The sequence below is a fragment of the Paenibacillus silvestris genome (genome assembly GCF_009882985.1).
Classification (GTDB): domain Bacteria; phylum Bacillota; class Bacilli; order Paenibacillales; family NBRC-103111; genus Paenibacillus_E; species Paenibacillus_E silvestris.
In genome coordinates this window covers 103,695-119,274 of the sequence record NZ_WTUZ01000005.1, presented here as the reverse complement: position 1 = coordinate 119,274, position 15,580 = coordinate 103,695, and the positions used below count along the sequence as shown (strand labels likewise).

Sequence of the window (15,580 nt, the reverse complement as noted above, 5' to 3'; positions counted from 1 at the left end):
ACAACGCTGGGCGCGGCGATTACGGCGGCGCAGAAGGCGTTGACGGATCATCCAGAAGGTACGGATGTCGGACAGACTTCGGCAGTAGACCGCGCTGCTCTGCAGACCGCGATAGATGCAGCGCAGGCTACTGCCGACGATGCGGAGAATCAATCTCAGACTCGATTGGATGAAGCCACTGTCAGATTGAAAGACGCTATGGCGATATTTGAAGCCTCTTGGGTGGGGGTGGTGCTAACCGCATCGGCCAATGATTTGTATGGTAGAAGCGACACGATTCACTTTACTGTATTTTACGGATACGAAGTAACCGTGATGGGGACACCTGCTGTTCCGATCCTGATTGGAGATGATTCTGTCACACAGACGGTATATGCCCCATATACAGGCGAGCGCGACACAACATTAAGAAAACTTACTTTCGAATACAAAATTCCGGGAGGGCTCGCGGATGTTGATGGAATTAAAGTTGCCGCTTCATTGGACCTCCCGAACGGTGCAAGCATTGTTCACACCTCCAGCGGACTAGCGGCTCCGCTGACTTACGTAGCACCAGACGCGAGCGGAATCCGTATCGTGGCGATACCGCCCGATGTTGCCCTGACGGCTGCATCGAACGGATCGACACGTAAAGCGATCAGCGTGACCGCAAGTGTGTACGGCGCAGCTGCGGGTAATGCGCTGACGGAACTACGTTGGCTGCCTGGAAGCCTTAGCGTGGCTGATTTTACTAGTGAAACCAAAGGAACTGATATTTTGGCCTCATCTCAATTCACGATTGGTGCTAACGGCGACTATACCGTATATGCCCTAGACAAAGCAGGCAATGAAACAGTGAAAACCATCACAGTTACTGGGATCTCAACCCCATCCTCACCAGATAATGGCGGATTACCGATTACATTGGAGACGACTGTGAAGATAAATATGAACGGTGGGATTACCGCTCTTGTCGATCCTTCCGACATCAAAAATATTACGCGTTCGGATGGCATGGTGGTCGAACGGGTCATCCTCCCCGAACGGACGTGGGAGAGGATACTGGAACTCCTGAAGGATGCGAAGGAACCGTTAGTCAGCATAAACATTGGCAATCGGGAGAAGGCAGTACAAACACAGTTTCCGGCTGACTGGATCGCGGATATGGTACAAGCTTATCCTAATGCAATTATCGAGGTGAGGTTGAGCAATTCCAGCTATCAGTTGCGGTTAAGTGCGATCGATCTGACTGGTTTGGCGGAGAGTCTCGACACGAAAGTATCAGATTTGACCGTGAACATCATACAGGTGCAGGTCGGCGAGAATGTTCGACAAGAGATTAATCGGATTGGCGTTTCCCAAGGTTTTGCTGTTTCCGCCGACGTGATTGACTACAAGGTGACAGCAGAAGCAAACGGGCGAACGTTGGAGGTGCATGACTATGGTGGATTGTACTCGATTCGGACCATTAAGATAGACCGAGAGAACATGAACCGTAACCTGGTTGCCGTTCAGTATATCCCGACAAACGGCACCGTCGTTTTTGTTCCGGCACAGCTGGAAACCGGTCCAGATGGCTCAAGCGAAGCGATTTTGAACGTACCACATAACAGCATGTACACGGTTGTAGATGTACAAGCACGAACGTTCGTCGACTTAAACAATCACTGGGCGAAAGGGGATGTAGAGTATCTGGCGTCAAAGTTGCTGGTGAACGGTGTGGAGGCCGGCCGTTTTGCGCCAGAGGGAACCATTTCACGTGCGGAATTCTCTGCTTTGCTTGTTCGCGGGCTAGGGCTATCCGTAAAGGAGAGCGGCGGCAGTGCTCGTTTTGTGGATGTTCCTGAATCTGCATGGTATGCATCTGCAGTAAATACGGCGGTTGCTAGCGGCATGGTTAGTGGCATCGGTGCCAACCTTTTTGCTCCCAATGCCCCTATTACTCGCGAAGAAATGGCCGTTGTAATCGCCAGGGCCTTAACATTGACTAACCATGGAACTGGTAGAGAAGGGCAAGAGCAAGAGGGTAGCCGCCTAGACGCTTTCACGGATCGAGAATCCATTTCTTCATGGGCGCAAGAGGCGGTAGTCCGAGCTTCGGAAGACGGCATTATGAATGGGATGGAAGATGGACGCTTTGCTCCGTCGAAGTATGCAACAAGAGCGCAGGCTGCAGTTATACTGAAACGGTTCCTGCAATATGTGCATTTTATCAAATAAAAAAAGGCTGTGTTAGTTTGGGAAGGTCTTTGGTTGAGGAATGAGCTTGTACGTACAAAATCTATTCTTTACAACAGTAGACTATGTAGAAAAAAAGAATATGGTTACATGAAAAGTCGCATGTGATGCGGCTTTTTATTTGTATCCTCAAGTTCTTGAGCCTACTAGATGACGAAATCAAGGGGGAAGGGTAGATACTCGATGAATAAGCATGTATATTGAAAAGGAGGCTTACTTAGGACTGACCAGCTTGGCAGTTCCATATTGAGGAGAGACGTTGCAGTGAACACAGTTCAATGGTTGTCATTACTGCTTTTTCTGGCAGCAGGATTCATGATATACGTTGCGTTTTTGTCCTATCAGCAACGGCATTTACCAGTCGCTAGAACGATGATTCTGATTATGATAGGAGCGGCTTGGTACGCAAGTGGTTATGCTTTCGAGTTGTTAAGCCGCAACTTATACGAAGTTAAGCTTTCGCTTCAAATCGAATATATTGGCATTCCATTCGTCACGACGCTATGGCTCTTCCAGGTCATCCAATTCTCTGGGACGGCTTCGCGTTACCGAAAACGCCTTGCGCTGGCACTATTCGTTATCCCTGTAGGGGTCTTTTTTTCCCATTTGACCAATGAGTGGCATCACCTTTTTTATGAGCAATATATCCTCAATGAGTCTACTTCATTTCCGTTGTATAAAACAGTTAAAGGACCTTGGTATCAAGCACACACACTATATAATTATTTCGTGTTATTGTGTGGATTTTTTCTATTTATCCCGATGTATTGGCGGTCTTCAAGAATTGTTCGCAAACAAATTATCGTACTGACCATGGGAGCCGCAGTGCCCTTGTTGTTCAATATAACCTTGTGGTTTGGAATGGTGGTCGATTTGACGCCTTTCGGGTTCGCAGTCTCTGGAATCGTCTATGCCTGGGGAATTCTGCGATTCAATCTGCTCCGGTTTACACCGCTTGCGCTAACTCAAGTGTTCGACACCATTCGAGATGGTGTTATCCTGCTCGATTATAATGACCAAATTGTCAATTACAACAAAGCGGCTGAAGGCGTCTTACCGGAGCTCACATTGACGAAACATTACCCTGCTTATGTCGGGGAGGTTCTCTCTGCGAATCCTGAATTGATTCATTCCATCCTTGACTCCCATCACGGAAACGAACGGTTCTCGTTCTTCAGATCCCAAGCTGATGGCAATAAAAATAAATATTATCAATGCAGTGTATCGTTTATCTATGATTCAGGCACACCCATTGGAAAAATGATCCTGTTTAATGATATCACGGAGTTGAAAGAAAACGAGGCAAGGCTGCGTGAGAGTGCGAACCAGCTTTTGGAATTAAATTCGTTTAAGGACAAGATGTTTACTGTTGTGGCACACGACGTTCGTGATCCGATCGCGCACTTGGTCAGTATAACCGAACTGCTTGGTGAAGAACTTGCTGCGGATAACAATGAGCATGCCGAATTGTTCGGGGTACTCCAAGGACAAGTACAGAACACGTTCTATCTTGTCGAGAATTTGCTCGACTGGTATCGCAACCAGAAAGGGAATGTCGTGTTTCGACCGCTAGGCTGGAATTTGCAGCAAGTCGTTCGTCAAGCCCTGTTACTAGCAGAGTCGAAGGCAGAAATGAAACATATTGTGCTGAGAGAGCAAATTGACGAAAAGTTTACAGTTAGCGCAGATAAAGAGATGCTAGATCTCATTCTGCGGAACTTGCTATCGAATGCGATAAAGTTTACGGGAATTGGTGGATGGATTGAAATTGGAGCTACTATGGACAAGGATAGGATTGTTGTGACTATACGCGATAATGGAGAAGGAATGGACGAAGAAACAGTGGAAATGCTGCGCCGTGACGATACATTTATCAAAGTACCGGATCTTGAACAAGGTGCTGGGCATGCCAGATTTGGGCTTATGTTAACTCGTGAATTTATTGCAATTCATGGAGGAAATCTGTGGTTTGACAGCGTGCCGCGAGTGGGAACGACGTTTTTCTTTACTTTACTTCGTTCAAGAGGCGGGATGGATGTTATTGACCATTGGAAGGAAGGTGAAGAGACTTGAAAGTTATTTTGGTAGATGATGACGCGACAATGCATTTAATTTTGAGCAAAATGTTGCATAAGCTGCCAGAGGTTCAAGTTGTTGGTGCCTTCACGGATACGAAATCTGCGGCCTTCTTTCTACAAGAGCATACAGATATTGGCCTCGCATTCGTTGATATCTCCATGAAAGGTGAGAATGGGCTGGAATTCGCCGCAAGGTTAGCAAACGTTGGCTCTTTGATTCAAATTGTGTTCGTCACCTCTCACAAAGATTTCGCCCTAGAAGCTTATGAACTCTCGGTGATCGACTATCTGGTCAAGCCGGTTTCCCAAGAGAGACTGCAGCGAACTGTACATCGTGCGCTTCAGAACTGGCGGGCTTTCCATCTGCCAGCGACACAGGTACCACCTACGCTGTCTAGAGGAGAGGTTGTTATTACTGCGCTCGGAGATGTTGTTGTAAGCAATGAAACGGGGCGAGTGAAGTGGATCTCGCGAAAATGCGCAGAGCTATTTGCCTATCTCCTGCTTTACAGGGGGAGACGTATTCCACGTTCCAAGTTGGTTATTGATATTTTTGGCGGTATGGAGCAAACAGGTGCGGAAAGCTATTTAAATACAACCGTGTATCAACTGCGCAAGTCATTGGAACCGCTTGGTATGCGCGAAGTCATACGTTCAGAGAACGATGGCTATGCACTTGAGTGGCAGGACGTTAATATTGATTATGTAAAATTCGAATCACAAGTGAAAGAACTGCAAACGATCGATGCCAGCCAAGTGGAAAATGCCCTAAGGGTTGAACGGCTTTATACGGGTGATTTGTTCGGCGATAAAGCGTATGTATGGGCTATTCACGAAACGGAACGTTATAGTCAAATGTACACTTCATTCGTCAAACGCCTTGTTGCCGTGCTTATTTCCACGGGAGATACAGACTCCGCTTCAAAGTTATTGCTTAAGCTTAATGAGCACAATCCGCTAGACGAGTCGGTTATCCACCATTTAATGATGATACGCGAAATGAATGGGGACAAAAAGGGATTGACCGTACTGTATACGGATTATGTTCGGCTGCTTCATCAGGAGCTAGGTATTCGTCCTTCTGAAGAGTTGACCGTTCTATATAGTTCGTTAGTTCATGCAGTCACAGATAGAAAGACAAAAACCGCGAAGCTTTGATGCAGCGCGGTTTTTGTCTTTTTATAGTCGGATCTATCATTATTATTTTTTTGAATAAAACCTTAATGATAACTATTCTGGAATGGTGAATGGATAAGGAATGCCAAAGTCTGAATAATTAACCACTTGATATGAAATAATGAACTCATGAAAATAAATTCTGGAAAATGAGTTGATGTAGCATGAATTCAATTCCTGAGATCTGGAAAGAACTTAGTGAATCGATGGATTTTGTTTGTTACGAACATAAGACAGAATCCGAACCTTATTTTATTGGTTATTTAAGTTCACTCATTGACGAGCAAGTCTTACACCGTGATATTCTTGGACATCTAACCGAGGTCTCGAATGTTTCACTAGATGATCTGTACAATCTCATTCCAGTTGCAGAAAAAGAAATGTCATGTGATTCGAAAATCATTCAAAATAATGTACTACAGGGATATGTAGCTGTTCAACTTGGCTCTCAGAATTATCATACTATCTTGATTAAAGCTTCTCTTTCCAAGGGTCGTAAAGTTACTGAACCCCAAGTTGAATTCACTGTAGAAGGATCGAAAGATGCATTCGTTGAATCATTGGACATCAATCTTAACTTGATCCGCAAGCGTATTCCTATTCCAGAACTACGTGTAAAAGAGATTACTCTAGGTAGTGCATCCAAGGCGAAAGTGGCAGTTTGTTACATAGAGGGAACAACGAATAAACAATATGTAAATACATGTATACAGCGAATAGAGGATGTAGAATTTGATGTTTTTTCAGATATTACATTGCTTCAACAAATGATCGAGGACAATTCTAACTCTATTTTTCCTCAGACAGTTGGCACTGAGAGACCGGATTACGTCTCCTGGGCCTTATCATCAGGGCAAGTTTGCATATTAATGGATGGGTCCCCGACAGCCGTATTTGCGCCAGTCAATTTGGGGATATTTTTCATTTCCTATGAAGACTATTTTCTGCCTTGGATCATCGGTTCTATTTTGCGATTAATCCGTATGACGTCTGTGGTGTTTTCCATCTTTGCCACCCCATTGTATGTTGCTGTAATGACGTACCACGGACAGGGGATATCAAATATATTTTTGCCTACGATCATTTCTTCGAGAATTAATGTGCCTTTCCCTCCGGTTGTGGAGGTGCTTATTATGGAACTTGTGATTGAACTGTTACGGGAAGCCGGCGCCAGATTGCCCTCCAAAATCGGGCAAACGATTGGAATTGTTGGAGGTATTGTGCTCGGTACTGCTGCTGTTGAAGCCTCAATTACAAGCAATTTTTTGTTGATTATCGTGGCGTTATCAGCTTTAGCTTCATTCACAACACCTGTTTTTCGAATGAGTGCCACGATACGTGTCCTTCGTTTTCCCTTTATTATTGCAGCACAAATATGGGGGATTTTAGGCATATTCATCGTCATTCTCTTTGTGATTATTCACTTATTGCGATTAACGTCACTTGGAATGCCTTATTTGGTTCCTTTTTATCCCCTTCGAACTTCCGACATGTTCGATTCTGTGATACGTTCCCCTTACAGCAAATTTCATCACAAGTTTAGCTTTTTCAGATCATTAAACCCTATAAGGTTTGATAAGAAAAAAGCAAAGTTGAAAGAAGACATCAACGAATGAAAAAACAAATACTGGGAGTGGTAGACAGTTGAAACCATCGGTAAATGAACGGTTAACCGTTTCGCCGTTTCTGATTTCCATATTGATTCATTCGATGCAGCTCGGAGTCAGCTATCTCTCTATGGCTATCAAGCCAATTCAATGGGCCGGTCAAGATGCTTGGATATCAGTCCTCCTTTGTGGTCTCAGCATACATGTCGTTATTTGGATGATTTATGGAATCCTCAACCGTAATGAAACTGATCTTATCCACGCTCATCTTCAAATTTTCGGTAAATGGGTCGGTAGTATTCTGAATTTTATTTTTATCGTTTTTTTTCTGCTAGGTTCCATTTATCAATTGCGACTATTTATAGAAATTGTACAAGTATGGGTGTTTCCTGATATTAGAACATGGTCACTGGCTTTAATTTTACTTCTACTTGTATATTACTGCGTGGCAGGAGGTTTCCGAATAATCGTCGGTATTTCTATGATTAGCTTGGTACAACATCTTCTTATTTTTTCTTTGGTATTTGCGATGCCCTTTTTTCAATTTAACAATTTATTGCCTATGCTGGATCATTCAACGATCAGTATCCTTAAAGCAGCGAAGGAAATGACATTTCCATACTTTGGCGTGGAGATGCTCTTTTTCATTTACATGTTCATTAAAACACCACAAAAATCGCAGAAATGGGCTCATTTAGCCAATATTCTCACAACGATGTTTTATCTTATTATCATTCTTTCATTGGTGTTATTGTTTAAGCCTCATCAATTATCAACAGAAATTTGGCCCGAATTATCTAGCTATAAATTTGTGAGGTTTCCTTTTATTGAACATATTGAGTTTATTGGTGCCGCTTCTTTGATTTTCGCTTTTTTTCCTGTCATATGTTTAAATCTTTGGGCTTCAACCCGAATCATGAATATCATGTTCATTGTTAAGCGTTCGACTGTTTTGCCTATATTTTTAATTCTTGTCTTTCTTGCAGTATGCCTGATCCCAGATCACAACAGCATTGAAGAAGTTAGAACCCTTTTATCAAAAATAGGATTCTACTTGATATTTACTTACATCCCATTTCTGTATATTGTCGATATGATCAGAATGAAAGTGAGAAGAGTGGTATGAATCGATGTCTTTTCTTGCTATTGGTTACATGCCTCCTATTAACTGCGTGTGTGAAACAACAAATTATAGACAGAATCACCTTGTTTATTGTTTGTGCTTTCGATGATGCAACCAATAATCAAATCGAATTCACAATAGCTGCGCCCAAGGTTCTATCCAAAAAACCTGACTCCATCTCAAACCAATTGCTCTCGAAAGTTGCTCACACGAGTGTGAATATCAAAGAGATTATGGACTTTCAATTAACAAGACCTATTAATCCGGGAAAACTTTCCGTGATATTGTTTGGAAAAGATTTGGCGGAAAAAGGCTTGGTCAAGGAAATAGATGTTGCGTTACGGGACGCTCAGGCCTCACGTAGAATGTTCTTGGCAGTGGTTGATGGAGATGCAAAAACAATGCTCCGAGCGAATTTTAGTCCTGATGAGGAAAAAGGGATGTTCTTATTCAATTTACTCAATTCGAACACGAGAAGTGGATTGCTCCTCAAACAAAATCTCCACGAGTTTGAATACGCCCTTTCGAGCAAAGGAATGGACCCTTTCTTGCCGCTTCTTAAATTGGAAAACGATCACGTTATCATCTCCGGGTTAGCTTTATTTAAGGATGATAAATATGTGCGATCCATAAATGAGAAAGAAATGGGACTCATGAAACTTCTTAAAAAAAATGCAAATCAAGTGAGCTGTGAAGTAAAACTTGACGATGAATCTTATGTTACAGTTAGAAGTAGCAATACTAAAGTACACTATCGAGTCAGCAATGATAAAAACGCTGAGAATGTGATTATTAACCTTTATATGAAAGGTGAAATTAATGAATCGAGAAGTGATTATTCTCCAAGTCAAGATTTGCAGGCCATAAAGAAGGGGCTAGAAAATGAAATTACAACAACAGGAATGCAGCTCATTGACTCATTTAAAAAGGAAGGGATCGACCCGCTCGGGTTGGGGGATTTTGTAAGGAGTAGAACGAGAAATTGGAATGAAGTTGAATGGGAAGAAGGCTATCGAACCTTGAACGTTCAGTTGAATGTTGCGGTTAATCTTAAGGAAATGGGAATCAAGAAATAAAAATGTCCTTAACACCATTAGAATCTGTTTATCTCATAACTTGGGAATAAAAATCAGTGGTTCCATCCATACTGAAAAGGTACAAATAGATCCTAATCGGGGTAAATAAACTTGTCACAACAACTAACCAAACGCTATTCCCATTTGATGCATAGCATTCCATCTAATTCGAGTATTGAATACCCACTTAATCCGTGGATCCCACTTTGGTGGTCTGCAGCCTTCCCGGGCTACGGGCATTGTATGATCAACTATCCACTTATCGGGTATTCGCTCATTATCTTCGAATTCACAGTCAATAACCTCGCAAAAGTAAACAAAGCCATTTACTTGTCAATGTTAGGTGATTTCCAAACAGCAATTGACGTTATTGATCTTCGTTTTTTCTATCTCTACATTGGTGTGTACGTGTTTACAATGTTCGATTCATACCGCAGATGTGTAGATATGAACAATAATTACGTGTTATCTTTTCGGACTACAACTTTGACGAAGACGACCAAGGCATCCTCTTTTAGTATAAATACCTTGAACAAGGTAAGTCCTATTACAGCTACTTATTGGGAAATGATTATGCCCGGTCTTGGTTCTTTGTATTTAAACCATCTAATCTCCTTCTTTTTTAGCATAGTTAGTTGGGTAATAACGATAGGATTCTCAAGGTTTTATGTCGGAGTTTACTACACGTGCATTGGCAATTTTGAAAAAGCGAAAACGATATTAGACCCACAATGGTATTTGTTTATTCCTTCAATCTACGGAGGATATGTGTATTTCGCATATTCGCAGGCCGTCATTACGAACTTTCAATTTAAGATCGCTCAATCGCAGTTTTTACGTTCCGAATACCAAAGTACAGCTTTCGACATACCACTTCCAGTCAGGGCAGGGGGGAAAACAATGTATATCGTTGCCTCTTTCGAGCACTCGACTGCAATCGAACTAGCCTTAACCGAACTTGAACAGATTGGTGTTGAGAAATCGGACATGTTTGCATTGCCGCTTCGAGTCCGTAATGAAAAGAAAAAGCTATTCGATAACGCGCATTACTCAGATGGAGTTAGCTTTGTCGATCTTGCCACGATCTTAGGGTCAATTTGTATGCTCCTTGGGGGCATATACGGCTTTGTTCTCAAACAGGGACCTATTCTATGGGCGTTATATGGATTGGTAGGAGGTGGAGTACTCGGTTTCTTAGTTAAGTGGGTAGTGATAAAAAAGTTGCCTTCACTTGATTTGTTCGGAAGAACAAGAGCCACAGAGGTAGTCATGATGATACGATGTGGTTCGACAAATGATAATCAGATAAAGGAAATATTATGGAACAATAAAGCGCTTGGACTAACGGAGTACGATCCGAACAAAGGGGGAGACTGAATCTCTTTGTTGGATTTCTCCGTCAACATCACTTAAAGCAAAGAAACCATAGTCTGGAACGACGATGGATTTTCGGATGTCACTCTTTATTTGATTCTTAGTTCTGAGCTGGTAAAACAGTACTCAGTTCGTGGGAATAATACTAGAAAGCTGCTCAAGATAAGCATTTAATACGTCAGGTTGGAACACTAAGCTCATGAACTTTCCTTCGCGTATGCTTTGAACCAAACCTGCTGTTTCTAACTCTTTAAGGTGGTGGGAAATAGTTGCAGCACTCACTGGGTGAGTTTGAAGAAAGATACCGCACGGAAATGGATCCTTTGATTTTGCAATTTCTTTAAGCATTTGAAGACGTCGCGGTTCTGCCAGAGCACGGGAGACTCTCGAAAATTGTTGATCTGTCAGCACTGTCATTCTAATTTATCTCCTTTCAAGATCGTTGGGTAGCGGACTTATATCATCTTCCGTAAATTCATGAATTTTTAGTTTATTATTTTAATATAACATAAATGATCATTGATTAGAAAACAGTCAGAAATAATAAACTTGGAATTAAAATAGCTGTTGTTAATTGAATATTATCATTGATCTTGCACAAGAATAGAAATGATGTATATTGTAGTTTAATCTAGAAATAGTAAAATAAACAGCTCCGTTTAGCAAAAATTGAAGAGATATTGAATCTCTTTAGTTTTTGCTAGAGGAGCTGTCCATTTTAAAAGGAATAAGAATTAATTAGCTATACGCTTGTAGTCTTTCCGAGCTAATGGCACAAAGAATAGTACGGCGACAAAACCTAGTGTCAGGAACAACAGAGCAGACCACATAACACTTTGAGTGCCCATTCCAGATATGAAAGCCCCACCGACAATTGTTCCAATCGTTACACCCAAGTTAGCAAATGCGACAAAAAGTCCATTAGAAAAGTCAGGTGCCTCAGGTGCTGAAGATGTAATCATGTACTGAGAGATGTTAAGCCCAAAGGTGAACAAGACGCCCCATAACGCAATCAGAATAACCATTGGAACGGTAAAGCTTCCCAGCAAATACACGATGAGATAAAGCACACCGAAAATAATTGGAAATACGACCACTGTTTTCAATGCATGATTAGTAATCAATTTACCTGCGAGCAAGTTGCCCGCTACACCTGTCAACCCGAAAAGCACTAACATCAGACTAATCAATCCACCAGACATTCCTGTAACGGACTCAAGGTACTCAGCAAAGAAACTGTAGGCTGCATACATCCCAGAGAGAATGAAAATTGCTGAAAAGATGGCCATCCAAAGAACAGGTTTTTTCAAGACGCTCACTTGAGAACCGTATGACATTTTTTCCTTAACAGGCATCGAAGGAACAAAAAACAGAATTGCTAGGAATGTTATGATATTTACGATGGCAAAGAACAGTAAAGCAAGTTGAAGAGTAGATACATTTGCGATAAATGATGTGATTGGAATACCAATTACCATACCGGCTGTTACACCCATAAATACTTTTCCGATAGCCTTTGGTGCTTGGTCCTGACTAACTGAGGAGGCAGCAGCTGTAAAGGCTAATGAGAAGTACACCGGATGCAAGAAAGCAGGTACTATTCGGGCTATTAAAGCAACTGTAAAGTTAGGTGCAAATATAGAAACGATATTACCGATGATGAAAATACCGATAACAAGGAGCATTGCCTTCTTTCGATTCATACCTGAAAAAAGAAGGGGTAAGAACGGCCCGGAAATTGCTACAGCTAGTGCAAATAGACTTACGAGCAAACCTGCTGTCGAAACGCTGATATCATAATATTGGGCGAGTTGCGGTAAAATACCAATGACACCCATTTCTGTATTGATAATTCCGAAAATCCCAAAGGCAAGAATAAGAATAATAAAAGCTTTTGACTTTATCACGAGCATATCAACTCCAAATGTAAGATATGAAGCACTAAATAAATAGAAAAGTAGGGATATATAAATTCAGCCATTATGGCTCTGTCACTGAAGCCAGGTATTTATATTTTTAACTAATGCTGCATGTTTACTAATGCCAGATCAAGCGATCCAGCCCCCTTTCCGTCACATCACTTCGACGCTTGTCTAACTATATAATTGTATACGTAGATCGTCAAGATTTTTTTTCGTAAGGACTTACGAATTAGCTTTGTAAATTTGCACGATAATTATAGTTGACGCAACAACTATTTTGGTATAGTCTTTTCTGGGATGTGATTACAAAATGGATTTACTCGAAAATATTGCTGTCTTAATTCATGATGCCAAATTAGAGATATCTATGCACATGACCAAAAGCTTAGCTCCGTATGATATTACGCCTGAACAAGCCTTTATCATTGTCTTGCTCAATGAACGAGATGGGTTGTCTCAGGGTGAGATAGCTTTCGCTTTAAGAAAAGATAAATCAAGCATCACTCGGATGATTGTGAGCCTTGAAACTAAAGGTCTAATGCATAGAATTACTAATAGTAATGACCGTCGTTACTTTAAAGTATCATTAACAGATAAAGGTAAGAGCCTAGCTACTAATGTAATACCTTGTATTTCAGGAACCATTGATGTACTTGAAACAGGCTTTTCACTTGAAGAAATGAATGAATTACGCAGGCTTCTAAATAAGATGCGAAGTAATATGAAAAAATGATTTGCGTATACCCAATAGTTGACTCATCAACTATCGGAAAAGGAGGAGTATCATGTTCGAGCATATCAATCAAAATTATGAAGGTATAGACTTTTGTAATCAAGATTTGAGGTATGGTGAGTTAATAGGTTGCACTTTTCATCGTTGCACATTTGCTAACGGATCGTTAGAGGAGATTACAACGAGAAACTGCCGTTTCGTTGAATGTAATTTTCGGGGTGCCTCGTTAAATAGCTCCGTACATAAAGAATCTGCGTTTGAGAATTGCAACTTTGCCGAGGCCAATCTGTTTGTGTCGAAGTTTGAAAACTGCAAAATGACGGGCTCCGATTTTTCCAGTGCCAATATGGATGGCATCACCATATTCCAAGGGGATTGGTCTTATACAAATTTGAGAAATGCCAGACTAGCTAAGCAAGATTTGCGAGGAATTAAATTTAATGAATCTGACTTAACCGAAGCAAATTTAGAAAAAGCTGACTTAAGAAATTGTAATCTTACGAGAACAATGCTAGCTAGAGCGAAATTACAGGGAGCCGATGTAAGGGGCGCTAAAATGGATGGTGTGGATTTCAAATCCTTCACACTCAAGGGGTTGCGAATGGATGCAGAGCAAGCCGTGTTGTTTACACTTTCACACGGTGCAAAAATAAATTAAATGCTATTCGCACCAGACAGTAGGGAAAATAAAGTGAATAAACCGTTGTACTAAACGTACAGATAGTTAAACAGTAAAGGGCTGCCGCATGGCAGCCCTTACCCCGTTAACGAGTAGGTTAGTTCAAGATTGAATTAACCAAGTTAGAGGTTATTACATGAACATTTACGGCGTGGATGGAGTTATTTTGATAACCTTTTACATTCCATTCAGCCTTTAGTGGTTGAACATCTCCATGATCATTCGTTGCTTTGCTCATAATTGTGTATGGACCTGAATTTTGTGGATTCCACGAAAAAGACCATCTCCTCCATGAATAGGGAACATCAGGATCAAGTAAGTTTGCTTCACTCCAGAGATTCCCGCCATCTGTGCTAATTTCTACTTTCGTTACAGAATGCTCGCCAGCCCAAGCATAGCCTTCTATCACGTTAGTGCCAGCGGCCATCTCTTGCTCTTCTGTAGGAGATGCTATCGTCGAATTGACTAAAACAGGTGATAACGGTAGTGCATGTTTGTAGTCGTTTGTTTTTTTTAGAATGACATAATCTATACTTTGAAAAGGTCCTTTGAAGGGCTGTTCTACGACTCTGATCCTATGAAGCCATTTAACAGACGCAACTGCATACCACCCAGGAACAATCAGTCTTATTGGAAAACCGTGTTTAATGGAGAGCGGTTCACCATTCATTTCATATGCCAATATCGTATCCGGGTGAAACGCCTTGGCAACAGGTAGACTTCTTTCAAAAAATACGTGTTCCTCCATATCATTTCGTTGACCATAATCTAATCCCTCAAAAACAATTTCAGTCCCGCTTAGGGATACTCCTGCTTGTTCTAATACATCTTTCAGTCGGACGCCTCCCCAAATGGCATTACTTATCGCCCCTAGCATGAATTGGTTACCTTGCGCTTTTCTTTCAAACAACGAACGTTTGTTTCCTGCACACTCTAGTGTAGCGGATAGTGTGACCTTATTCATGTTTATCAAATCAGAATAAGTAAATTTAATTGATCGATCCACGGAATCTTCAATTGAAAGGTTCCAGGTGTTTATATCAATTGGCGGGTATTCAAAATGATTTCTTACGTAAAATAATTGATTCGGTGTAATGGTCTGAAGACTGGAAATCATGGGGAATTCAAGATTTTCTGATGGGAAATAGGAAACTGGAACCAAATGAATGTCACGCATGAACAAATCCACCTCTTCATCTAAATATGAACAGCTCTAGAATTTATTTTTATCAAAGAAACGTAATTTTAACCATCAAACTGGAAAACGCCATTCTGATGCCGAGAAGGCGCTGCGCGGCAGTTGAAGGCCCGTCTTTCTAACGGAACGGGTCCAAGCCCTTTTGCGTAACGTCACTGATGTTTTTACTAAGTTCATCTACAAATTTTGAAAGCGTTTATTGGTCGCTTAGGTTATGATGTCACATCATTCGAGCCACAGTTAACTTCAGGTAACTTAGTTTAAAAGTTTTCACTTCTTCTCATAACAGCAATGATTATCTATAATTGAAAATGTTAGATCATATGTTTGGGGAGGATGAATATCTTTCCTAAAGCAGAAACGCACTTGTTTGTGAAAAGTATTCTTATTCTTTTTG

The 15,580-nt window shown here is 41.4% G+C and carries 12 protein-coding genes; 9 read left to right on the top strand and 3 right to left on the bottom strand.

What is annotated here, in order from left to right:
* Positions 1-39 precede the first annotated feature (39 nt).
* From GQF01_RS36805 to GQF01_RS02380, 7 genes are all read left to right on the top strand, one after another.
* Complete coding sequence (locus GQF01_RS36805; protein ID WP_161405293.1) at positions 40-2,199, top strand: S-layer homology domain-containing protein; 2,160 nt, start codon at positions 40-42, stop codon at positions 2,197-2,199.
* A gap of 282 nt (positions 2,200-2,481) precedes the next feature.
* Positions 2,482-4,290, top strand: a complete 1,809-nt coding sequence (locus GQF01_RS02405; RefSeq protein WP_161405292.1) for a sensor histidine kinase — start codon at positions 2,482-2,484, stop codon at positions 4,288-4,290.
* Positions 4,287-5,453 (top strand): response regulator, encoded by a 1,167-nt coding sequence (locus tag GQF01_RS02400; RefSeq protein ID WP_161405291.1) that lies wholly within the window; start codon positions 4,287-4,289, stop codon positions 5,451-5,453. Before GQF01_RS02405 ends, GQF01_RS02400 begins: the two co-directional genes overlap by 4 nt.
* A 182-nt stretch (positions 5,454-5,635) precedes the next feature.
* Positions 5,636-7,087, top strand: a complete 1,452-nt coding sequence (locus GQF01_RS02395; RefSeq protein ID WP_161405290.1) for a spore germination protein — start codon at positions 5,636-5,638, stop codon at positions 7,085-7,087.
* A 28-nt stretch (positions 7,088-7,115) separates the two neighbouring features.
* The gene (locus GQF01_RS02390; protein WP_161405289.1) at positions 7,116-8,204 is read left to right on the top strand and encodes a GerAB/ArcD/ProY family transporter; all 1,089 of its coding nucleotides are present in this window, start codon (positions 7,116-7,118) and stop codon (positions 8,202-8,204) included.
* On the top strand, positions 8,201-9,277 hold the full coding sequence (locus tag GQF01_RS02385) for a Ger(x)C family spore germination protein (RefSeq protein ID WP_235958813.1): 1,077 nt from the start codon (positions 8,201-8,203) through the stop codon (positions 9,275-9,277). Before GQF01_RS02390 ends, GQF01_RS02385 begins: the two co-directional genes overlap by 4 nt.
* A 111-nt stretch (positions 9,278-9,388) precedes the next feature.
* Entirely contained in the window at positions 9,389-10,654 is a 1,266-nt protein-coding gene (locus tag GQF01_RS02380; RefSeq protein ID WP_161405287.1) for a hypothetical protein, read from the top strand.
* 123 nt (positions 10,655-10,777) lie between these two features.
* Here the strand turns inward: GQF01_RS02380 and GQF01_RS02375 are convergent, their stop codons facing one another.
* Positions 10,778-11,068 (bottom strand): ArsR/SmtB family transcription factor, encoded by a 291-nt coding sequence (locus GQF01_RS02375; RefSeq protein ID WP_161405286.1) that lies wholly within the window; start codon positions 11,066-11,068, stop codon positions 10,778-10,780.
* Positions 11,069-11,385: 317 nt separating this feature from the next.
* A complete protein-coding gene (locus GQF01_RS02370; protein WP_407945387.1) occupies positions 11,386-12,558 on the bottom strand; it encodes an MFS transporter in 1,173 nt (390 codons plus the stop codon).
* Positions 12,559-12,883: 325 nt separating this feature from the next.
* Between GQF01_RS02370 and GQF01_RS02365 the strand changes: the two genes are divergently transcribed.
* Both GQF01_RS02365 and GQF01_RS02360 read left to right on the top strand, forming a co-directional pair.
* Positions 12,884-13,306 (top strand): MarR family winged helix-turn-helix transcriptional regulator, encoded by a 423-nt coding sequence (locus tag GQF01_RS02365; RefSeq protein ID WP_161405284.1) that lies wholly within the window; start codon positions 12,884-12,886, stop codon positions 13,304-13,306.
* A gap of 52 nt (positions 13,307-13,358) precedes the next feature.
* A complete protein-coding gene (locus tag GQF01_RS02360) occupies positions 13,359-13,964 on the top strand; it encodes a pentapeptide repeat-containing protein (RefSeq protein ID WP_161405283.1) in 606 nt (201 codons plus the stop codon).
* A gap of 118 nt (positions 13,965-14,082) precedes the next feature.
* Here GQF01_RS02360 and GQF01_RS02355 read toward each other — a convergent pair whose 3' ends face one another.
* A complete protein-coding gene (locus tag GQF01_RS02355) occupies positions 14,083-15,162 on the bottom strand; it encodes a sulfite oxidase (RefSeq protein WP_161405282.1) in 1,080 nt (359 codons plus the stop codon).
* Positions 15,163-15,580: the final 418 nt, after the last annotated feature.

Coding starts and splice junctions, on each gene's coding strand:
- GQF01_RS02360 (WP_161405283.1), top strand. CDS start 13,359: ATGTTCGAGCATATCAATCAAAATTATGAAGGTATAGACTTTTGTAAT.
- GQF01_RS02375 (WP_161405286.1), bottom strand. CDS start 11,068: ATGACAGTGCTGACAGATCAACAATTTTCGAGAGTCTCCCGTGCTCTG.
- GQF01_RS02395 (WP_161405290.1), top strand. CDS start 5,636: ATGAATTCAATTCCTGAGATCTGGAAAGAACTTAGTGAATCGATGGAT.
- GQF01_RS02365 (WP_161405284.1), top strand. CDS start 12,884: ATGGATTTACTCGAAAATATTGCTGTCTTAATTCATGATGCCAAATTA.
- GQF01_RS02355 (WP_161405282.1), bottom strand. CDS start 15,162: ATGCGTGACATTCATTTGGTTCCAGTTTCCTATTTCCCATCAGAAAAT.
- GQF01_RS02385 (WP_235958813.1), top strand. CDS start 8,201: ATGAATCGATGTCTTTTCTTGCTATTGGTTACATGCCTCCTATTAACT.